This is a genomic window from Nocardia mikamii NBRC 108933 (assembly GCF_001613505.1).
GTDB lineage: Bacteria > Actinomycetota > Actinomycetes > Mycobacteriales > Mycobacteriaceae > Nocardia > Nocardia mikamii.
In genome coordinates, this window is the sequence record NZ_BDCM01000009.1 from 130,838 (window position 1) to 149,706 (window position 18,869).

The 18,869-nt window shown below is 69.2% G+C and carries 20 protein-coding genes; 6 read left to right on the forward strand and 14 right to left on the reverse strand.

Annotated features, from left to right (window positions below):
• Positions 1–27: 27 nt before the first annotated feature.
• Together NMI01S_RS12195 and NMI01S_RS12200 are read right to left on the reverse strand one after the other, a co-directional pair.
• Positions 28–1,551: an acetyl-CoA acetyltransferase gene (locus tag NMI01S_RS12195; RefSeq protein ID WP_062996649.1), complete on the reverse strand. Its 1,524-nt coding sequence runs from the start codon at positions 1,549–1,551 to the stop codon at positions 28–30.
• A gap of 91 nt (positions 1,552–1,642) precedes the next feature.
• Positions 1,643–2,512, reverse strand: a complete 870-nt coding sequence (locus NMI01S_RS12200) for a class II glutamine amidotransferase (protein ID WP_062996650.1) — start codon at positions 2,510–2,512, stop codon at positions 1,643–1,645.
• A gap of 237 nt (positions 2,513–2,749) precedes the next feature.
• Between NMI01S_RS12200 and NMI01S_RS12205 the strand changes: the two genes are divergently transcribed.
• Positions 2,750–2,989: a DUF5652 family protein gene (locus NMI01S_RS12205; RefSeq protein ID WP_062997017.1), complete on the forward strand. Its 240-nt coding sequence runs from the start codon at positions 2,750–2,752 to the stop codon at positions 2,987–2,989.
• Between the two features lie 6 nt (positions 2,990–2,995).
• Here the strand turns inward: NMI01S_RS12205 and NMI01S_RS12210 are convergent, their stop codons facing one another.
• Both NMI01S_RS12210 and NMI01S_RS12215 read right to left on the reverse strand, forming a co-directional pair.
• Positions 2,996–3,247, reverse strand: coding sequence for a hypothetical protein (locus tag NMI01S_RS12210; protein ID WP_062996652.1), 252 nt, complete (start codon positions 3,245–3,247; stop codon positions 2,996–2,998).
• A 45-nt stretch (positions 3,248–3,292) separates the two neighbouring features.
• The gene (locus tag NMI01S_RS12215) at positions 3,293–3,739 is read right to left on the reverse strand and encodes a GreA/GreB family elongation factor (RefSeq protein WP_062997019.1); all 447 of its coding nucleotides are present in this window, start codon (positions 3,737–3,739) and stop codon (positions 3,293–3,295) included.
• A 199-nt stretch (positions 3,740–3,938) separates the two neighbouring features.
• On the opposite strand from NMI01S_RS12215, the gene NMI01S_RS12220 reads away from it, so the two are divergent.
• Entirely contained in the window at positions 3,939–5,468 is a 1,530-nt protein-coding gene (locus tag NMI01S_RS12220; protein ID WP_062996654.1) for a PucR family transcriptional regulator, read from the forward strand.
• 36 nt (positions 5,469–5,504) lie between these two features.
• Here NMI01S_RS12220 and NMI01S_RS12225 read toward each other — a convergent pair whose 3' ends face one another.
• Positions 5,505–6,344: an amidohydrolase family protein gene (locus NMI01S_RS12225; RefSeq protein WP_218020994.1), complete on the reverse strand. Its 840-nt coding sequence runs from the start codon at positions 6,342–6,344 to the stop codon at positions 5,505–5,507.
• Positions 6,345–6,391: 47 nt separating this feature from the next.
• Between NMI01S_RS12225 and NMI01S_RS12230 the strand changes: the two genes are divergently transcribed.
• On the forward strand, positions 6,392–6,760 hold the full coding sequence (locus NMI01S_RS12230) for a MerR family transcriptional regulator (protein ID WP_062996656.1): 369 nt from the start codon (positions 6,392–6,394) through the stop codon (positions 6,758–6,760).
• A 269-nt stretch (positions 6,761–7,029) separates the two neighbouring features.
• Here the strand turns inward: NMI01S_RS12230 and NMI01S_RS12235 are convergent, their stop codons facing one another.
• Complete coding sequence (locus tag NMI01S_RS12235; RefSeq protein WP_157126145.1) at positions 7,030–8,130, reverse strand: GGDEF domain-containing protein; 1,101 nt, start codon at positions 8,128–8,130, stop codon at positions 7,030–7,032.
• Positions 8,131–8,367: 237 nt separating this feature from the next.
• Positions 8,368–8,955, reverse strand: a complete 588-nt coding sequence (locus tag NMI01S_RS12240) for a TetR/AcrR family transcriptional regulator (protein WP_062996660.1) — start codon at positions 8,953–8,955, stop codon at positions 8,368–8,370.
• An 83-nt stretch (positions 8,956–9,038) separates the two neighbouring features.
• Here NMI01S_RS12240 and NMI01S_RS12245 point away from each other — a divergent pair, with 83 nt between their 5' ends.
• A complete protein-coding gene (locus tag NMI01S_RS12245) occupies positions 9,039–9,941 on the forward strand; it encodes an alpha/beta fold hydrolase (RefSeq protein WP_062996662.1) in 903 nt (300 codons plus the stop codon).
• Positions 9,942–9,945: 4 nt separating this feature from the next.
• Here the strand turns inward: NMI01S_RS12245 and NMI01S_RS12250 are convergent, their stop codons facing one another.
• The 3 genes from NMI01S_RS12250 to NMI01S_RS12260 all read right to left on the reverse strand — a co-directional run bounded on the left by NMI01S_RS12250 (position 9,946) and on the right by NMI01S_RS12260 (position 13,294).
• Positions 9,946–11,082 (reverse strand): phosphotransferase family protein, encoded by a 1,137-nt coding sequence (locus NMI01S_RS12250; protein WP_062996664.1) that lies wholly within the window; start codon positions 11,080–11,082, stop codon positions 9,946–9,948.
• 48 nt (positions 11,083–11,130) lie between these two features.
• On the reverse strand, positions 11,131–12,357 hold the full coding sequence (locus NMI01S_RS12255) for a cytochrome P450 (protein ID WP_062996666.1): 1,227 nt from the start codon (positions 12,355–12,357) through the stop codon (positions 11,131–11,133).
• Positions 12,358–12,637: 280 nt separating this feature from the next.
• The gene (locus tag NMI01S_RS12260) at positions 12,638–13,294 is read right to left on the reverse strand and encodes an SDR family oxidoreductase (protein WP_062996668.1); all 657 of its coding nucleotides are present in this window, start codon (positions 13,292–13,294) and stop codon (positions 12,638–12,640) included.
• 79 nt (positions 13,295–13,373) lie between these two features.
• Here NMI01S_RS12260 and NMI01S_RS12265 point away from each other — a divergent pair, with 79 nt between their 5' ends.
• Complete coding sequence (locus tag NMI01S_RS12265; protein ID WP_062996670.1) at positions 13,374–14,276, forward strand: LysR family transcriptional regulator; 903 nt, start codon at positions 13,374–13,376, stop codon at positions 14,274–14,276.
• Between the two features lie 10 nt (positions 14,277–14,286).
• Here the strand turns inward: NMI01S_RS12265 and NMI01S_RS12270 are convergent, their stop codons facing one another.
• On the reverse strand, positions 14,287–14,865 hold the full coding sequence (locus tag NMI01S_RS12270) for a TetR/AcrR family transcriptional regulator (protein WP_245716829.1): 579 nt from the start codon (positions 14,863–14,865) through the stop codon (positions 14,287–14,289).
• 76 nt (positions 14,866–14,941) lie between these two features.
• Between NMI01S_RS12270 and NMI01S_RS12275 the strand changes: the two genes are divergently transcribed.
• Positions 14,942–15,403 (forward strand): cupin domain-containing protein, encoded by a 462-nt coding sequence (locus NMI01S_RS12275; RefSeq protein WP_062996672.1) that lies wholly within the window; start codon positions 14,942–14,944, stop codon positions 15,401–15,403.
• 42 nt (positions 15,404–15,445) lie between these two features.
• On the opposite strand, the gene NMI01S_RS12280 is transcribed toward NMI01S_RS12275, so the two are convergent.
• The 3 genes from NMI01S_RS12280 to NMI01S_RS12290 form a co-directional block, all read right to left on the reverse strand.
• On the reverse strand, positions 15,446–15,796 hold the full coding sequence (locus NMI01S_RS12280; RefSeq protein ID WP_062996674.1) for a UBP-type zinc finger domain-containing protein: 351 nt from the start codon (positions 15,794–15,796) through the stop codon (positions 15,446–15,448).
• Positions 15,793–16,494 (reverse strand): type 1 glutamine amidotransferase domain-containing protein, encoded by a 702-nt coding sequence (locus tag NMI01S_RS35620; protein WP_218020997.1) that lies wholly within the window; start codon positions 16,492–16,494, stop codon positions 15,793–15,795. Before NMI01S_RS35620 ends, NMI01S_RS12280 begins: the two co-directional genes overlap by 4 nt.
• 237 nt (positions 16,495–16,731) lie before the next feature.
• Positions 16,732–18,465, reverse strand: a complete 1,734-nt coding sequence (locus NMI01S_RS12290; RefSeq protein WP_062996676.1) for an FAD-dependent oxidoreductase — start codon at positions 18,463–18,465, stop codon at positions 16,732–16,734.
• Positions 18,466–18,869 lie beyond the last annotated feature (404 nt).

Genomic DNA, 18,869 nt, shown 5'->3' on the forward strand with positions numbered 1-18,869 from the left:
CTCTCCGTTCCCGCATCCGCGGCCCGGTCACCCCACCATGACCGCGGTGTTGCCCTTCTCGCTCGATGTGACGAGGATGTCGCGGCCGATCGGATCATCCACCGCGGCAAACTCTTCGGGCGCCATCAATGCCAGGAACCGGCTGTCGTCGGCGTGCAGGCGCCCGACGACCAGTCCCGTGCGCGGCTCGAACGCGTGGCGCACGGTGTAGGTTTCGATCCGCGCCGGCCCGTCGGCGCGCGCCCGGCTGGGCACTTGCGGGGCGGCCGCCACGGCGCGCTGCAACTGTGCGCTGCGGTCGGGCGCCCAGGGCACCGGCGCGGTCGAATACACTCCGACCGAATATTTGCTCATGATGCCGCCGTTGGCGCCCACCAGGCCGAATGCGCCTGGTTGCTCGCGCATCCGGGCCACCGTTTCGGCGATCGCGTGCATCGAGTAGTTGTTGCCGGGGCCGCCGAAGAACGGCAACCCGCCGGTCACGGTGAGCCCGCGCGGGTCGTCGGTGGCCAGTCCGGTGCCGTCGCAGAAGTTGAACACCGCGACGGGAAAGCAGCTGTAGAGATCGATGGTGGTCAGGTCGTCGAGCCCGATTCCGGCCACCCGCAACGCTTCTCGCGCCGCCGTCCACGCGGTGGGCGCGGCGCCGAGGTCGGGGCGCGCGAGCAGTGTCTGTTCCTCGAGGTCGGCGTGGCCGCGCAGATACACCAGTTTGTCGTCGGGGACGCCGAGTTCGCGGGCTCTGCCCAGCGACATCACCACGGCCGCGGCGCCGAGGTTGACCAGATCGCGGGCCACCATCAGGCGCGGATACGGGTCGCAGATCATCCGGTTCGCGTCGGTGACGGCCGCCAGTTCCTCGGCGCTGCGCTCGACCGGCGCGGCGGCGAGGGGGTTCTTGGCGGCCACGGAGGTGAACGGCGCCAGCAGTTTTCCCATCTGCAGGCGATATTGCTGCGGTGTCGCGCCCACACGCGCGCGGCGGGCGTTCTCCAGCAGCCCGTATTGGGTGGGTGCGCCCATGACGGCGTGGGCGACGAGATTGTCGTCGACGAACGATTCGTATCCGAAGCCGCGGTCCTCGAGCTGACCGGGGGCGGTTTCGGTGAAGTCGGGTCTGTCGTCTCGTCCGGCGTAGTAGCGCTCGGTCGAGATCGCGTCCGATCCGGTGATCAGCACCGATTCCAGTCGCCCGGCGGCGATGTCGGCGGCGAATTCGGTGAGCAGATGTTGCGGGCCCTGCCCGCCGACCACCTCGAGCACGGCGCGAGCCGGGTCGATGCCCAGTCGCCGCGCCACCGATCGCGGGTAGTTGTCCGAGCGGCCCAGCGGGGCGCGCACCGGTGCCGAGATCTCGAATTGGCGCACGCCTGCGATGAGTTGGACGCTCGCGGCGGCCTCGCCGTAGCGGATGCCGGTGTCCTCGAGGGCGGCGCGGGCGGCCGCGGCGGCGAGGTCGACCGACGACATCTGCCGGTACTCGGATGTGTCGATGCGGTCGATCGCCTGTCCGACGCCCACGACGACCGGCGTACGCGGATCCACCATCAGCGGACCCCGCCGTTGCGTGCGGCCGTGCCGGCTCCCCGTCTCATGGCAGTGACAGTAACACGGGAAATAGAACCTGTTACAGACGTTTGTCTCAGGTGGTGGCTCGCTGCGAGGCCGCGGCGTGCTCGCCGAGATCGGCGAGGGTGAGCCGGTGCCGTGGCGCGTGGTCGACGACGGTGTGCCGGGTGGTCACCAGATCGGGGCCGACGTGCAGCAACCGGCCCACCGGCAGATCACGCCAGCCGGGATCGTCGTCCATGCGTTCGGTGGCGATCACCACGGCCGGATGGTCGGCGAGCGCGGGCGAGTGGGCGCGCAGTGGCCCGGTGCCGGCGTGGTCGAGATGTTTGCCGCCGCCGGGCCCGCCCGCGGCCCGTTCGAGGACGAACAGGTCGTGGGTGTCGGGGTAGCGCAGCGCCCACAGATCCTGCGCGGTGGTGAGTACGAAGTTCAGCGCGAACCCCGGCAGGTTGTCCGCGATCCACCCGACCGCCGCGCTGATCCCGGCGACGACATCGCCGTCGTGTTCGTCGACGCAGCGGGTGATGAGCGCGAAGACCCGCTCGGAATCGGTTTGCCCGGCGACCAGATCGCGGTAGTCGCCCAGGGCGCGTTCGAGTTCCGGCAGGCCGCCGACGACGCCGTTGTGGGCGAACAACCGCCCGTGTTGTTCGAACGGGTGGGTGTTGGCCGCGACCGTCGCCCCGGTGGAGGCGTAGCGCACGTGGGCGAGGAAGGTCGCCGACTCGCATTCCATCGCCTCGCGCATGAACTGCTCGTCCTCGTAGGCGGCGATGGGCTGCTTGCGCACCAGCGGTTCACCGTCGGCCTCGAAGGTGCCCAGCCCGGTGCCGTCGGGTTCGCGGCGACTCTGGCGGGCCAGGCTGTCGGAGGCCTCCAGCAACCAGAACGTCGCGTGCACCCGCTGCGGTGCCGCGCTGAGCCCGAACAATCGGCACATCGATTCACCTTTCGCCGCACCGGCGCGGATCCTGCGATCCGTGTCGGACGAAACCGCTTGTCGCGGTTCGATATTCAGTGAACGAGCTACGGGAAGCCGAGCCGATGACGCGGCCCGGGCCGCCGAACCGACCCTACCCGGCCGCCGCGAAACGCGAGGCCCTTCGACCCTGGATCGGCGAGTGCCCGCCGTGCACTATGAGGTGATCGATACGCGGCGGATCGGAGAGGGGTGCTCGTGGCGAGGAAACGGTGGAGCGAGCTGGACGAGCGGACGCGGCGGCTGATCGTGGCCGCGACCGTGGTGGAAGGGATCCTGAAACTGGCGGCGCTCATCGATATCGCGCGCCGGCCGGCCGGGGAGATCCGAGGGTCGAAACTGCGGTGGGCGACCGCGGTGACGCTGCTCAACTCGGCCGGTGCGGTGCCGATCGCCTACTTCCTCGCCGGGCGCCGGCGACCGGGCACGCACTCCTGAGCCCGGTCACCCTTCGCCGCGATAGTCCTGGCATCGGCAGCGCTGCGTCGGCAGCCCGGCGCCGCGGTCGCGCGAGACCAGAACTCCGGCGTCCACGGCGCTGCGGCAGCGGCCCGATACCGGGTCGTGCACGATATTGGAATGCCCGCAGTGCGAGCACAACCGGCGTGTCACCTTCCGCGGTACCAGGATCAGCAGCACCAGCGCCGAGAACGCGACGGTGACACCGACGAACCTGAGCAGATGGGGCCAATCCATCTCACGACCTCACTTTCCGGCCGAGTCCGCCGCGGCCGACCGCGATCAACGCCGTCGCAGGTGCATGCCGTAGGGGACCGCCTCGAGCAATGTCACGTTCACCGACACCCCGCTGGGAATCCGGTACGAGCACACCTGCCCGGGCCGGGCGCCGGTGAGCGCGCTGCCCAGCGGCGACTCGGGCGAGTACACCTCCAGTTCCTCGGTGTCGGCGCCGTCGCGCCGGCCCAGCAGGAACGTTTCGGTCTGCTCGTCGTCGAACCGGACGGTCAGCACCATCCCGGGTTCGGCGATGCCGTCGTCGGCGGGCGCCTGCCCGACCACGGCACGATCCAGCAACTCCTCCAACTCCAGCCGGCGCAGCCGCCGCCCGGCCGCGGACTGCCCGTCCTCGTCGCCGGGGCCGTGTGGCGCCGCCCGCAACTCCAGCAATTCCCGCCGTAGCCGTTCGTACGCGTCCTGCGTCAACCAGACGCTTTCGGTTCCCGTCATCTCATTCTCTTCGTCCACTGCCGACAACACCCGGCCCCCGGACGACACCACATCCGCCGCGCCGAGGGTCCACCTCCAGAGTGACCCGCCGGCATACCCGCTACATTGTCGCCAGGAAACAATCTCGCCCGGCACTGTTGTCGGTTCTGAATAGTGCGACGATCGCCTGATGTCCCGGAAGGAGCCGTGAGCTGCACCGATGGTCAAATTGGATCGGTTGATCAATATCGTGAGCCGCTACGGCGCCCGCCTCCACGGCGCCGTCGTGGACCGTGCCGTCGAGATCCACAGCGTCGCGGTCCACGACCCGATCCGCCCGCACGCGGCCACCGGTGACGTGTTCCTCGCCGTCGGAGCGGCCGACCTCGCCGAAGCCCTCGCCTTGGGAATGGACGCCCGCGCCCGCGTGATCGTGGCGCGCACCTCCGAGACACCGGATGCCCGGATCCGGCAGCTGCTCGACGATCGCGGGCCGGCGCTGATGACCGTCGACCCGAGCGTGTCCTGGAGCCAGATCGCCTCGGTCGTCTACGGGCTCGTGCTCGAGGGCCGCGAAACCGAGTCCGGGCGCGGCCCCAGCGATCTGTTCGCCCTCGCCGACACCATCTCCGCCTCCCTCGACGGGCCGGTGACCATCGAGGATCAGCTGTCGCGCGTGATGGCCTACTCCACCGCGCACCACGACACCGACCCGGTCCGCTCGGACACCATTCTCGGGCGGCGCATGCCCGATCGGGTGCGCCGATTCTTCGAGGAGCAGGGAATTTTCGCGCATCTGGCGCGCTCCGATGCGCCGCGCTACATCCCGCCGGCACCCGAACACGGACTGCACGGGCGCACGGTGGCCGCGGTGCGCGCGGGCCGGGAGCTGCTGGGTTCGGTGTGGGTGTCCGGTCGCGAGCCACTGTCGGCGGATCGAGCCCGAATCCTGCAGGAGGGCGCGCACACGGTCGCGCTGCATCTGCTGCGGTCCCGGGTCAGTGCCGACCTGGAACGGCAGGTGGAGTCCGAACTGGTCATCGAGTTGATCGAGGGCAGCCCCGACGCTGAGGCCGCGATCGGCAAACTCGGCATCCCGGCCCGCGATCTTCGCGTCATCGCCTTGCAGGCGCACGCCGAGCAGGAACGCAACGCCGGAATCCTGCTCGCGTTCGAACGCGCCACGACCGGTTTCGGCTGGTCGCGCCTGGGCCGCAGCACCCTGTTCGGCAACACCGTCTACACGCTGCTGCCCGCCGGTGACGATCCGGCGCCGGCGTATCGGTGGATCGCCGATATCGCGGCGAGTCTGCCCGCGCACATGAGCGTCGTGGCCGGCATCGGCGGCACCGCCGACGCGCGGGAGTTGCCCGCGAGCCGTCAGGAGGCCGACGAGTGCATGGCGCTGCCGGCGACCACCATCCCGGCACCGGCCTGCTACGACACCGCCTGGGATCGGGTGCTGATCCAGCGCCTGCGGTCGATGGCCTCCACCGGCCGGCTGCCGTCCAGAGATCCCGTCGCCCAGCTGGCGGAGATCGACGAGCGGGCCGGCACCCACTATCTGCCCACGTTGAAGGCCTGGTTGGAAGCCCACGGCGATCCGAACACCGCGGCCCGCACTCTCGACGTCCACCCCAACACCGTGCGTCACCGGATGCGGCGGATGCGTGAACTGGACTTCCTCGACACGGATGATCCGGCCAAGCGCACGGCGCTGCTCATCGCCTTGTCGATCCACACCGGCTGAACTCCGGCCGGTGAATCGGTTGAGACGGTCGTGAATTCAGAAGATGCCCAGGAGCTTTCCCAGGTTTCCTCCGAGCACCAGGTCGCGCACCTCGCCGGGGGAGGTGACCCGTTCCACGGCGGCGCGGGCGAGTACCGGATCACCGTAGGGAGCGTCCGAGCCGAACAACGTCCGCTCGGGAATTTCGCGGATCGCCAGCTTCACCGCGAAAATGACGGTGGCTGTGGACAATTCCAAATACATGCTCGGCGTGGCCCGTACCAGTTCGATCGCGTCCATCCAGTGCATTCCGCCGAGCTGGCTGACCACCAGCGGAACCGCCGGGTATCGCGCGGCGAGACGGGACAAGGTGCGCAGGTCTTCCGCAGTGGTGGGGGCAAAACCGTGCACCACGACAGGCAGCCCGCCATGATCGTGCGCCGCGGCGAGCACGGGCTCGATCCGGGCAGCCTCACCCGCGGGAGGTGTGAGTTCCCCGATACCGCGCAGTCCGCGGCCCACCACTTCGCGGTCGATCAGAGCCGCGAGGTCGTGTTCAGGCAGGTTCAGCGGCACGGAGCCGAACCCGATGAACCGGCCCGGGTGCGCGTCCAGAGTCTGATGAAGCTCCGCCCATGCGGTGCGGTATCTGTCGCTGCTGTTCTCACCGCCTGCCAGGGCGGTGTCGAGGACGCTCATCTCGCGGCGCAACGAGACGAGGTCGACGGCGCGTTCCGGATGTGCTCTGGTCCCGAAGAGCACAGCGCGATCCACTCCCGCGTCGTCCAAGGCGGTGAGGTGGCTCTCGACCGGGTCGTGGACATGACTGTGGGCATCGATGATCAAGGGTTCCTCCAGAAAGTAGCGGGCCGCTGGAATGCGGCGAGGCACGTCCACTGTTGCTGCCTGACACTGTTGGAAGGTCAAGCAGGAGAGGAAAAGACGTGCTCATCGGAGAACTGGCCGAGCGGACCGGGACCAGCGAACGCCTCCTGCGCTACTACGAACGGGCAGGGCTGCTCCGGGCCGAGCGCCAGTCCAACGGGTACCGGACCTATGACGGGACCGCTGTCACGACGGTCCTGCGGATTCGGGCTCTACTCGCGGCCGGTCTGCCGACCCGCATCATCCGCCAGATTCTTCCCTGCACCGACGCCGAGGCCAGGGTGATGCCCTGCCCCGGCGTCCTGGACGCGCTCCGCGCCCAGCTACGTGTCCTCGAGCAACGATCGGCAGAGATCAGTGCGGCCAGGAACGTCCTGCTGCAGACCATCACCATCACGGAAGCCGCCATCGCGTCTGCCGCGTCATGAGCCCGGTGGCGGGCACCCCGGGGCAGCCTCCCGTTGCTGTTCTCGGGCACCGGAACCGGACAACTGCTGAAACACGCAGGCGCCGTAGGGCTTTCGCTGAACACCGGTAGCGGGTGTCGCTGTCGGTGTGCAGCGTGGGGGCTGTCGTGGGCCCGCGTGCCGATGCCCACTGCTCGTCATCAGCATCGCATCACCCGGAACCGCTCCGGGTCGGTACCGAACAGGTGCGGGGACCCGCGTGTGTGACATCGCGGTCATCCGCCGGCGGGTTATCCGGTGGCGCGGTGGTGGTCCGGCGGCGGGGTGAGGTCCTCGACCACCACCAGATTTCCTCCGGCCTGCTTCGCCCGGTACATGGCGGCGTCGGCGGATTGCAGCAGCCGGTCCGGTGTCGGTCGCGGGCATCGCGGGCAGGCCGTCGCGTCGTAGACGGCGACACCGACGCTGGCGGTGACCTCGACCGTGGTGTCGGACGGTTCGGCGACGGTGCGGCGCAGGCGTTCGGCCTCGGCGCGGGCGGCGTCGGCGGCGATCGGCGTGGCGACCACGAATTCCTCGCCGCCCGTACGTGCCACCACCGCGGTGCGGCCGGCGGTCTCGTGCAGGCGCCGGGCGGTCCGCACGAGCACGGTGTCGCCGACGCGGTGTCCCCAGGTGTCGTTGACGCTTTTGAATTTGTCGAGGTCGAAGGTCATGACGCTGATCACGGGGTGCTGGTCGACCAGCAGCGGGAGCCGGATCTCGAGGCCGCGGCGGTTCAGCAGTTCGGTCAGGGGATCCGACATCGATTCGGTGCGCAGCAGCCAGTAGAGGATCTGCAGTGCGGGGACGGCGCTGACCACCGACACGAACAACAGCAACCCGACCGCGAGTGCGAGCCGCAGTTGTCCGCCGCCGGTGGCGATGCGCACCGACATCACGATCACCGCCAGCAGCGACCACGCCGAATGCGCCGCCAATATCCGCGCATTGTGGAAGAAGCCGAGGTAGCTGCCGGTGACCACGAGCAGTACCGTGCCCATCGCCCCGAACAGCCGATCGGGCACCTGCAGGAATTCCAGGATGAACAGCACGTCGGCGCCGCCGATGAGCACCAGTGATTCGGTTTTGCCGGGCCAGCGCAGCAACCACCAGCGCAGTGCCCACAGCGTCCCGCACGCCACCCCGACCGTGGACGCGATACCGGGATGACCGGGCGGTCCCACCGGTGATCCCGTGATCACCGCGCCCATCGCCGCGATCATCGCCCCGGCGACACCGACCAGCACTTTCAGCGGACCCAGCGCGGATCGGGCCGTCAGGCTGCGCACCAGCCAGCAATAGTCGACCGGATCGTTCCACCAGGCCCGCAGTGTCTTGCCGCCATTCATCGACTCACCCTCGCACCCGGCCGGTTGCCCGGCCGTCGCTCGTTTCCGGTGCGAGAATCCCGGGGCGAGGATCTCGGGAATCTCATCGGCTGATCCGCAGCAGTCTAGACCGGCAACTCGGACTCGCCGGGCGAAAATGTGGTACTTCCACGAACGGCGCCGCAGGTGATCGGCCCCGGTGAACGCTCGCGGTGCCGCCTCGGCGCCGTATGGCTCGACCACACCGCGCGGATCGGCTCAGCGGTCGCCGGCCACCAGGAGCAGGCGGGCCACCGAGGTGAGCCGGACCGCCATCTCCCGGTAGCTGTAGTAGCCCATCCCGGCCTGGATCATCGCCCCGCTGACCGCGATGTTCAGGGCGTCGAGAAGGTCGTCGGTGCAGGTGCCGCCCAGGGCGGTGCGGACGCGGTCGCTCATGGCGGCGCCGATGCGGGTGCGCAGGGCCGACACGTCGGGGTCGTGGCTGAGGACCGCGGCGGAGGCGGCCAGGCTCAGTTCCGGCTCCTCGGACATCAGCTCGCCCATCTCGGTGAACACGGTCGCCAGCCGCTGCGCGGGTGTCTCGCCGGTGACCGGCCGAGCACACCAGGTGCGGATCCGGCGCCAGTACGCTTCGGCCACCAGATGCTGCTTCGCCGAGAAGTAGCCGTAGGCGGTTGCGTGCGTGAGCCCGGCCCGCCGGCACACCTCCCGCATGGACAACTGGTCGTAGCCCTGCTCCCGCAACACGTCGAGACCGGCATCGAGCAAGCGGTCCACGGTCTCGGCGGAGCGGCCGGCCAGCGAGCGCCGGGGCGGGCGGGAATGTATCGCGGCCTCCACCATGAATCAGACACTAGGATATACGCCTGTAAACAGCAAAAGCCGACGCCGGACCCAGCGGGTGCGGAAACTACCGACGAGGCACGATGGCATCCACATTCACCCCCGCGCCGGATCGCACCGAATTCGATCTGGGATCGGTGACCTTGCACGCCTTGACCTGGGGCGATCCCGCGGCGACGCTCGCGCTGTGCCTGCACGGCTACCCCGACACCGCCTGGACGTGGCGCCATCTCGGGCCCGCGCTGGCCGCTCACGGGTACTACGCCGTGGCACCGTTCAGCCGGGGATACGCCCCGTCGACGGTGCCGGCCGACGGTGACGTGTCGACCGGTTCACGAGTCGGCGACGCACTCGGCATCGCCGAGCGCCTGGGCGCCGAGCGGGCCGTCGTCATCGGCCACGACTGGGGCGCCTTCACCGCGAATGCCGTTGCCGCCCTGCCAGAATCGCCGTTTCGGTCCTTCGTCGCCGCGGCGGTTCCACCGTTGGCCAGTGTCAGGATCACCCGCGACAACCTCGCCCGCCACGTGGCGCGGACGCTGGCGCAGTCGGTGAACAGCTGGTACATCCTAGCCAACCAGCTCCCGGCCCTTCCCGAACGCTTCTTCACTCCGATGACCGCGTTCCTGTGGCGGCGGTGGTCTCCCGGATACGACGCCACCGACGACCTCGCCCACCTCGCCGCGGCCGCACCGCCGCAGCACCGCTCCGCGATCATCGGCTACTACCGGCAACTGGTCCGCCCGCGGTCGACGCGGCCCCGCGACCTCGACCGGCTGCTGATGTCGCCACCGATCCACCCGATCCTGCAGCTCTACGGCGCCACCGACGGATGCCTGCGGCCCGGCTTCTTCCAGGATCTGGACCGGCACCTGCCCGCGGGCAGCCGCGTCGTGCGCATCGACGACGCCGGGCATTTCCTGCACTTGGAGAAACCGGAGGCGGTGAACGAGATCATCCTCGACTACCTCGCAGCGGGACAGTAACGGCTCACGACGCCGGTTCCCCGATCAGCGTGCGCAGCAGGGCCGCGTGGTAGAACAGCGACTCCACATCCTCGGGCCGATCCATCTCCCCGAAGTGCACCCGGCGGGAGCCGGTGCGCATGAACACACACGCCCACACCACCGCCGAGTAGACGTAGAACCAGCGCAGATCGCCGAGTTCGACACCGGTGAGGCGCCGATACGTGTCACGAACATCGTTCTCGCGCAACACGTTCGGCAATCCGGGCAGCCCGGCGAGCCCGCTCAACTCCTGAAACACCCGGTGCGCGAACACACACCACGCCACATCGAGCTCGCGTGGCCCCACCGTCGTCATCTCCCAATCGAGAACGGCGGCGGGACGGAAGTCGCGGTAGAGGACGTTGCCGATGCGCGCGTCGCCCCACAGCAGCACGCTCTCACCGGCCGCGATCTGTTCGGGCCAGTGCGTGCCGAGCCAGCCGAAGGCGCGCTCGACCAGCGGTGAACGCCCGATATCGGCCACCGCGAACTCGTACCACGCCCGCAGCCAGGTGAGGTTCTTGCGCAGGGCGGTGTCGCCGGTGCGGTCGGCGACGAGGAAGTCGAATGCGGTGCCCGCGCCGGGGATCGAGTGCAGGGTGGCGAGCACCTCGATCGTGGCGTCCTGCAGGAGGCGCCGCTGTTCGGGTGCCGCGTCGAAGAACCAGTTGCCGCCGAACGTATACGGCATCACATCGGGCGGGACGATCCCCTCGACGTAGTCCATGATGAAGAAGGGGGCACCCAGCACGGTTGCCGTGTTCTCCAGAAACCGCACCCGCGGCACCGGAATACCGGCCCTACCGGCGGCCTCGATGACGGCGGCCTGATGGTCCAGACGGTAGACCGGAAAGACGGGAACGTCGGAGCCGGTGGGCGCCATCCGCATCACCCACCTCCCGTGCACGGGCGCGCCGTCCTCGTCCCATCGGGCGCCGAGCACGATCGTCTCCGAGGACATGCCGTTGGCGTCGATCCCGCCGACGACGGAGATCTCGGGCCGCTGCCCCTCCGGCATGACCGTGGCCAGCCAATCGGCGAGCCGCGCGGGCAACTGTGTGACGTCGCGGCTCGAACTTTGCAGCCGGCTGACGTTCTCCACGGTCGGTTCGGTAGCCACGGGCTGGCTCCTTTCACTCGGGCGGGTCACCCTCGGGCCGCTCGGCTCTCACCGGGCGCCGATCGTGACCGGCATATGCCGGATACCGGTGTGTTTGTTGCTGCGGACGTACTCGACGGGCCCGCGCGGAGTGAGGGTTTCGACACGATCGAGCAGCGCGTCGAACATGACCCGCATCTCCATCCGCGCGAGCGAGGCGCCCAGGCAGAAGTGCACGCCACGCCCGAAAGCCAGGTGCGGGTTGGGGTTTCGGGTGATGTCGAACCGGTGGGGGTCGGTGAACACACTGTCGTCGCGGTTGGCCGAGGCCCACCACAGCGTGACCTTGTCACCGGCGGCGATGCGGTGGCCGCCGACCCACACGTCCACGGTGGCCGTGCGCCGATTGTAGGGGGTCGAGGACGCCCAGCGCAACATCTCCTCGACCGCGGCCGGAAGGCGAGTCCTGTCCTGCTGCAACTGTTTCCACAGCTGCGACGATTCGCTGAGCGCGGCCGCCCCGAGGGCGATGGAGTTGCGTGTGGTCTCGCTGCCCGCGGCGACGATCAGGCTCAGGAACAGGTGTTGTTCGGCGTCGGTCAGCGGCTCGTCGTCGACGAGGGCGTGCGTGATCACCGACAGCAGATCCTCACCCGGTACGCCGCGTTTGCGGTGCAGCAGGTCCGCGGCATAGGCGAACATCCGGGCCTGTGCCCGGGCGAGACGGTCGTCGACCTCGCCGACTTCGCGGCCGTCGTAGTCCAGGGTGACGTTCGCCCAGTTCATCAGTTCGTGGCGATCGGCTTGCGGCACACCGGCCAGCTCGGCGACGGCCTGCAGCGGCAGTTCCGCGGCCACATCGGTGAGAAAGTCGCACTCGCCCTGGGCCACCGCCGCGTCCACGATGCCGGCCGCGCGCCGGCGCAGATCGTCCTCGATCCGCCGCAGCGCTCGCGGGGTGGTGCTGGGCGCGAGCAGACGACGGATCTTCGCGTGGCGGGGATCGTCCATCATGTTCAGCAGCGCCCCGACCGGCACACCCAGCGGCATATCCTCGAGCGTCGTGCCGCCGCCGTCGCGTCCGCCGCCGGATTCGGAGGAGAACACCGTGGTGTCGGTGGCCGCGGCGACGATGTCGGCATAGCGGCTGAGCACCCAGAAACCGTCGCCGCCGGGGCTGTGCGCGGTGGGCGGATGAAACCACACCGGCGCTTCCCGCCGCAGCCGATCGAAAATACGGTGCGGGAACCCGTCGGTGAACCGGTCCAGGTCGGTGAGGTCGATGTCCTCGTGCACGACGTGTCACCTCCTTGCCCACATCGCGCTTGCCCACATCACGAGATCGCCTGTCGGCGGCTGCCGGGCGCCGTCGCACGACCCGGCAGCCTGCACCTTACAGGTGTCAATCCGGCCGTAAGGCGATATCGGGAGCGCTCGATCCCACCCGCGGGATCGGACGGACGGTCATGGTGTGTGCCCGATTTGGCGCAGGACGCTCAGGTTGTCCTCGAATGCCGATCCTCGGTGATCCGGGCATGGTCGTCGCCGAGGTGCTGGATGACGAACAGCGCGATCCTCATGCCAGTCTCCCGCCGCCGTCGACATGCAGGGTGGTGCCGGTGAGGAAGGGGTTGGTCAGCGCCAGCAGTGCCGCGGCGGAGATGTCGGCCGGTGTCCCGACCCGGCGAGCCGGATTGCGATCGGCGACGGTCCGGAAGAACTCCTCCTTGCCGGGGCCGTCCCACACGCCGGAGTCCACGATGCCGGGGGAGATCGCGGTGACGCGCACCGGCGCCAACTCGACCGCCAGCGCCTCGGCCAGAGCGGCCGCCGCGGCATTGGTGGTGGCCATCACCGACCGTCCCGGTGACGGGCGCCACGCCGCGACGCCGGAGAACAGCAGCATCGCACCTCCGGCGCGGAATCGCGGAGCGAAGTGTTTGGCGAGCAGGATCGGCCCGATCACCTTGGCGTCGAAGGCGCGGCGCACCGCGTCGTGGTCGAGGGCGGTGACCGGACCGTTGGCGTGGTCGGCAGCCGGCGACACCAGGTAGTCCACCTCGCCGATCCGTTCGGCCACGGCGCACACGGTTGCCTCGTCGGCCAGGTCCAGTTCGGGTCGCCCCACCGAAATCACGTGCGCCCCTTGCGCTTCGGCGTCGAAGGCGAGACGGCGACCGATGCCCGATCCGGCGCCGACGATGACCATCTTCTTGTCTTGCAGCGTTGTCATGCCCGGTTCAGCAGCGCAACAGCGTCGGATAATCCCGTCGTCGAATGAATGTTGTCGATCATTGCCATAGGATTTGCGAATGCCAACGTTGCGCGCCCTGGAATGCCTCGTCGCCGTGCTCGACGCCGGCTCGATCACCGACGCCGCCACGGCACTGCACATGTCACAACCCGCGCTGTCGCACCAGTTGGCGGCGCTCGAACGCGAGATCGGCGCACCGGTCCTGCAACGACTGCCGCGCGGGGTGCGCGCCACCGTCATCGGCCGCGCTGTCGAGGCCGACGCCCGTGCCGCGTTGGCCGCGGCCGCTCGCGTCGTCGACGGCGGCCGGGCCGCGGCCCGGGGCGAAGGCGGCCTCTTGCGACTGGCGTGCGCGGAGAGCCTGACCGCGAGTCTGCTCGCCCCGGTACTGCGAACCTGGCTGCGCCGCCACCCCGCGGTGCACGTGACGCTCACCGAGGCCACGAGCGCCGACGACCTCGTCCACCACCTCGAATCCGGAACGGCCGACCTGGCTTTGGGGCCGCGGCCGACTCGCTGGACCGGGGCATCCGACCTCGTCGGCACCGAGGAGATCGTGGCCGTCCTCCCCGCCGACCACCCCCTGACCCGGCAGGACCGGCTCGGCTTCGACGACCTCCACGACCAACCGGTGGTGCACTATCACCCCGACAACGGTCTCGCCGGCTGGCTCGACGCCCGAGCCGCCGCTCACGGCGTCACTCTCAGCCCGGTCATGCGCACCCGGCAGGCGGCCACGGCGGCGCAACTGGCCGCGGCCGGACTCGGCATCGCCCTGGTCCCCGTCACCGCCCTCGGCCCCGGCCTGCCGGGGACCCTGAAACGCTTGCATCCCAGCGTGTCCCGCGATCTGGTCTGCCTCCTCGCCACCCCCGCCGACCCATTGCTGCGCCGCTTCGCCTCCGACCTCGTCGAGCGTGGCGTTCCCGTGAACCCCTCGGCCGCAAGACGACTCAGCTGATCCGCGACGGCTACGTGTCGCGCGGCCGTAAGCCGTCGAGCATCAGGTCGAGCAGGCGCCGCCAATCCCCGCTGCCGGTGCGAACGGTCGCCGAGATCGCACCGACGAGCAGGTAGGCATCCGCGGCGGTGCAGTCCTCCCGCAGCGCACCGGCCTCGCGATCGTGCGCGATGATCTCGCCCACAACAGCTTCCAGCCGGGCACGAGACATTCCGCGCGGCTCACTACCGGGCGAGCGGCGGGCAGCTTCGACGGCCGCGGACAGGCCACGATCGGCGCTGAGCAGCTCACCCACATGCATCAGATAGCGGCGCAGCCCCTCACCGGCACCGGCATGCGGGAGACATTCTGTGCGAGCGTAGTTCTCGATCTCCGCGAAGCGCTGCTCGGCGGCCGCGTCGACCAGCTCCGCGAGCGTGGGGAAGTGGCGATAGACCGTGCCGACCCCGACACCCGCGGCGCGCGCCACGTCGGGCAACTGCACCTGAGAGCCCTTCTCGGCGAACAATTCCCGGGCCGCGCGCAGAAGGCGGTCGCGGTTGCGGGCCGCGTCGGCGCGGGTCCTTCGTGGCGTCGCGGGTGTTGACACCTGGCCGTCCTTTCCGGCTACCATCGAAACGGAATCGGATTCCGATTCCGTTTTGTCCTCCGGGAAGGGTAGCACGATGTCGCACAACAGATTTCTCCGATTGGCTCCGGGCGAGGTGCGCCCGGGGCGGGTTCCGATGCCGCCCGCCTTCGCGGTCAAGGCCACCACCGCCGACACCGAGGGCCGATTCTCACTGCTCGAGGTGACCCTGGCCCGCGACATCCCGCGACACACGCACGAGGAAGCCGACGAAAGCATCTACGTGCTCAGCGGTGAGCTCGGAGTCGACTTCGACGACCGCTCGTTCGTCGCACCGGCGGGCACGTTCGTCCTACTGCCACACGGGATTCCACACGCCCTGCGCGCGGTCTCGAACCCGCCGCCCACAGTGCTCCAGATATCGTCGCCGGGCGGATGGGAATGCTACCTGGAAGATCTGTTCGAAGCAGGGCCCACCGTACTCACCGACGGCACACTCGACCCGCGCAAGATCAACCCGATCGCCGCCGCGCACAGCATCCGCTACGACGAACACTGAACGCCGGCCCGGCGGAGGGACCGGCGGCCCGGCACCGCGCTGTCAGTGAATGTGGTCCTGCCAGTCGGCGGGCACCTTCCCCGCCGGCCCCGGCACCGGCTGCGTGTCCGGATGACTGGTCGGCGGCGCCAGTTCCGGTCCCTCACCGACCGCGCCGTCGCGGTAGTCGTAGAACCAGTCCTCACCCGGTTCGAAGCTCTGGATGATCGGGTGGCCGGTGCTGCGGAAATGGGCGGTGGCGTGCTGGGCGGGGGAGGTGTCGCAGCAACCCACATGCCCGCAGCGCGCGCACCGACGCAGATGCACCCACCAGCCGCCGGCGGCTACGCACTCCGCGCAACCGGTTCCGCTGGCGGGCACCTCGACGTCGATATCGCTGCCGGAATCGCTCACCGCTGATCTCCTTTCAGGGTCGCGACCACCGCTTCGGCCACACCGCGCGCACTGGCCGGGTTCTGACCGGTGATCAGACGCCCGTCGGTGACGACGTACGGTGCGAACGGCTCGTCGGCGATGCTGTAGTCGGCACCCAATTTCACGAGTTCGTCCTGAAGACTGAACGGTACCGCGTCGGCGCGCTGAGCGGCTTCCTCCTCCGGCCACGAGAACCCGGTCACCCGCCGCCCCGCGATCAGCGCCGCCCCGCTCTCCAGCGGAACGTTCAGCAATCCGACCGGACCGTGACACACCGCCGACACCACGCGGCCGCTGTCGTGGAAGGCCGCGGTGAGCGCGCCCAGATCGTCGCCACCGAAGTCGAACATCACCCCGTGCCCGCCGGTGAAGTAGATCGCGTCGTAATCCTCGACCTCGATCTCGCCGATACTGCGCGTGCGGTCGAGCAGATCCATGAATTCCCGGTCGCGGTAGCGGCGATCGGTGCCGAGATCGGCGAGGACGTCGTGAGCCAGGCTCTCCGGATCGATGGGCACGAATCCGCCTGCGGGACTGGCGATATCGACGGCGTAGCCGTGTTCGGTGACGTAATCGTAGAAGTGAGTCAGCTCGCCGAGCCACAGCCCGGTGCGATAGCCGACCTTCTCGTATTCCCCCGCATTGGTGACGATGACCAGAATCCGGTCGGTGGCCACGGCGATCTCCTTCCGGTCCGTGCGATGGGCGACCGGCCGTCCGAGATCACTGTCGTCCGATCCGGGAAGACCGCCGGCCGCGTGACGTCGATCACAACGTAACACAGGCGCCGATCGCGGAACCGTCCCGGGATCCCCGCCGCGAACCCCACCACCGACGGCTGCTCGCAATCGCCTGCGCCTCCGCGCTGGTGGGACGTCTCACGCGCTGACACCGAGAACCGGAGCCACGCCGGCTCAGGCCGGGCGCACACCCGAGGACGGATGCCGGACCCGCACGATCGGCAGACGCAACGCGGCAGGGGAGGAGGCCGGAACCACCGGCGCTACCGGCGCGATCGGATCGATGCGCCGGTAGGGGAGATCCATCGGCGGCCGCGGATCGCGCTCGTCCTTGTTCGGCCACATCGACGCCGCCCGCTCGGCCTGCGCGGCGATCGTCAACGACGGATTCACCCCGAGATTCGCCGAGATCGCCGACCCGTCCACGATGCTCAACGTCGGATATCCGTGCACGCGGTGATACGGATCGATCACACCGTGTTCACGGTCGCCGCCGATCACACACCCGCCGATGAAATGCGCCGTCATCGGCACACCGAAAATATCGGGCCAGGTGCTGCCCGCGGTGGCGCCGAGTGTGTCCGCCACCCGCCGCGTCACCTCGTGACCGGCCGGAATCCACGACGGATTCGGCTCACCGTAGCCCTGCCTGCTGGTGTAGCGGCGGCCGAACAGCCCACGCCGGGTGAACGTGGTGATCGAATTGTCCAGACTCTGCATCACCAGCAGAATCAACGTCCGCTCACTCCATCGCCGGGTGCGCAACAACCGCACCGTCCGCACGGGATGGGTGGCCGCGATCGCCAGCACCCGCACCCACCGCGGCACCGTCTTCCCACCGTCGACCAGATAGGTCTGCAACAGCCCCATCGTGTTCGAACCCTTGCCGTAGCGCACCGGCTCGATATGGGTGTCGGCGGTCGGATGGAACGACGACGTGATCGCCACACCCGCCGTCAGATCCAGGCCGGTGTCCACCCGGGTGCGGCCCGCACCCAGGATCGCCTCGGAATTCGTGCGGGTCAGCACACCCAGCTGCGGCGACAGCGCGGGCAGCACCCCGGAGTCGCGCATCCGGAACAGCAACCGCTGCGTACCCCAGGTCCCCGCCGCCAGCACCACGTACCGCGCCGAGAAGCTGCGCGTCCCACGCCGGACCCACCGGCCCGTGCGACGCGTCTCGACGCGCCAACTGCCGTCGTCCCGCGGTCGCAGCGCGGTCACGGTGGTCATCGAATGTACTTGCGCCCCAGCACGTTCGGCCAAACCCAGATAGTTCTTGACCAGCGTGTTCTTCGCGCCGTGCCGGCATCCGGTCATGCATTCGCCGCATTCGATGCAGCCGGTGCGCTCGGGTCCGGCGCCACCGAAATAGGGGTCCGGGCTCACCACTCCGGGCTCGCCGAAATACACGCCGACCGGGGTCGGGACGTAGGTGTCGGCGGCGCCCATCTCCTCGGCCACCGAGCGGATGATCTCGTCGGCCGGGGTGGTGTGCGGATTCTCCACGACTCCGAGCATGCGCCGGGCCTGTTCGTAGTGCGGGGTGAGTTCGGCGTCCCAGTCGGTGATCTCGGCCCATTGGCGGTCCTCGAAGAACGCGCGGCCGGGTTTGTAGAGGGTGTTGGCGTAGTTGAGCGAGCCGCCGCCGACTCCGGCGCCGGCGAGGATGAAGCAGTCGCGCAGCCGGTGGATCCGCTGGATGCCGTAGCAGCCCAGTGCCGGCGCCCACAGATAGCGTCGCAGATCCCAGCTCGTGGTGGCGAAGTCGGCGTCCTCGTAGCGTCGCCCGGCTTCGAGCACCGCGACCGAATATCCCTTTTCCACCAATCGCAATGCCGTCACACTGCCGCCGAATCCGGATCCGACGATCACCACATCGACATCGAAAGGCCGCGCTGCCTCCATGACACCTCCTGCCGAGGACGCTAACAAGTCACCAGCGGGCCCGCGAGGTTCTCGTGGCGGGTACCAAACCGCGCGGTGTGCACTGCCCCTGAGTCACAATGCGCCGGCAAGGCGCCCAGTGACGTTCAGCGGACGCGGATCTCGACTGGTTGCGAGCGACCCCGCCAGCCACCCTTATTACGTCACAGTGACGTTTTGGGCAGGAGTTGAGGAAGCCGGGGAGGGGGCCGATAGAGGGCAACGGTCAGCCCGACACAAGCGGCAGAAAATTTTCCGGCAAATAGGACCGGAGGTGAAAAAGTTCATGCGGCGTATTTCGGCGGTTCGCGCGAGACTTCGCCGGCATCCAGCGCCATCGACAGACAGGACGGAGCCGAGCGGCGAGCCGGCGCACCGAGCGCCGA

Bases quoted from the DNA above. Each gene is read 5' to 3' on its own strand.
- NMI01S_RS12200 (WP_062996650.1), bottom strand. From the start codon at position 2,512: ATGTGCCGATTGTTCGGGCTCAGCGCGGCACCGCAGCGGGTGCACGCG.
- NMI01S_RS12210 (WP_062996652.1), bottom strand. From the start codon at position 3,247: ATGGATTGGCCCCATCTGCTCAGGTTCGTCGGTGTCACCGTCGCGTTC.
- NMI01S_RS12215 (WP_062997019.1), bottom strand. From the start codon at position 3,739: ATGACGGGAACCGAAAGCGTCTGGTTGACGCAGGACGCGTACGAACGG.
- NMI01S_RS12220 (WP_062996654.1), top strand. From the start codon at position 3,939: ATGGTCAAATTGGATCGGTTGATCAATATCGTGAGCCGCTACGGCGCC.
- NMI01S_RS12235 (WP_157126145.1), bottom strand. From the start codon at position 8,130: ATGAATGGCGGCAAGACACTGCGGGCCTGGTGGAACGATCCGGTCGAC.
- NMI01S_RS12240 (WP_062996660.1), bottom strand. From the start codon at position 8,955: ATGGTGGAGGCCGCGATACATTCCCGCCCGCCCCGGCGCTCGCTGGCC.
- NMI01S_RS12245 (WP_062996662.1), top strand. From the start codon at position 9,039: ATGGCATCCACATTCACCCCCGCGCCGGATCGCACCGAATTCGATCTG.
- NMI01S_RS12260 (WP_062996668.1), bottom strand. From the start codon at position 13,294: ATGACAACGCTGCAAGACAAGAAGATGGTCATCGTCGGCGCCGGATCG.
- NMI01S_RS12265 (WP_062996670.1), top strand. From the start codon at position 13,374: ATGCCAACGTTGCGCGCCCTGGAATGCCTCGTCGCCGTGCTCGACGCC.
- NMI01S_RS12275 (WP_062996672.1), top strand. From the start codon at position 14,942: ATGTCGCACAACAGATTTCTCCGATTGGCTCCGGGCGAGGTGCGCCCG.
- NMI01S_RS12290 (WP_062996676.1), bottom strand. From the start codon at position 18,465: ATGGAGGCAGCGCGGCCTTTCGATGTCGATGTGGTGATCGTCGGATCC.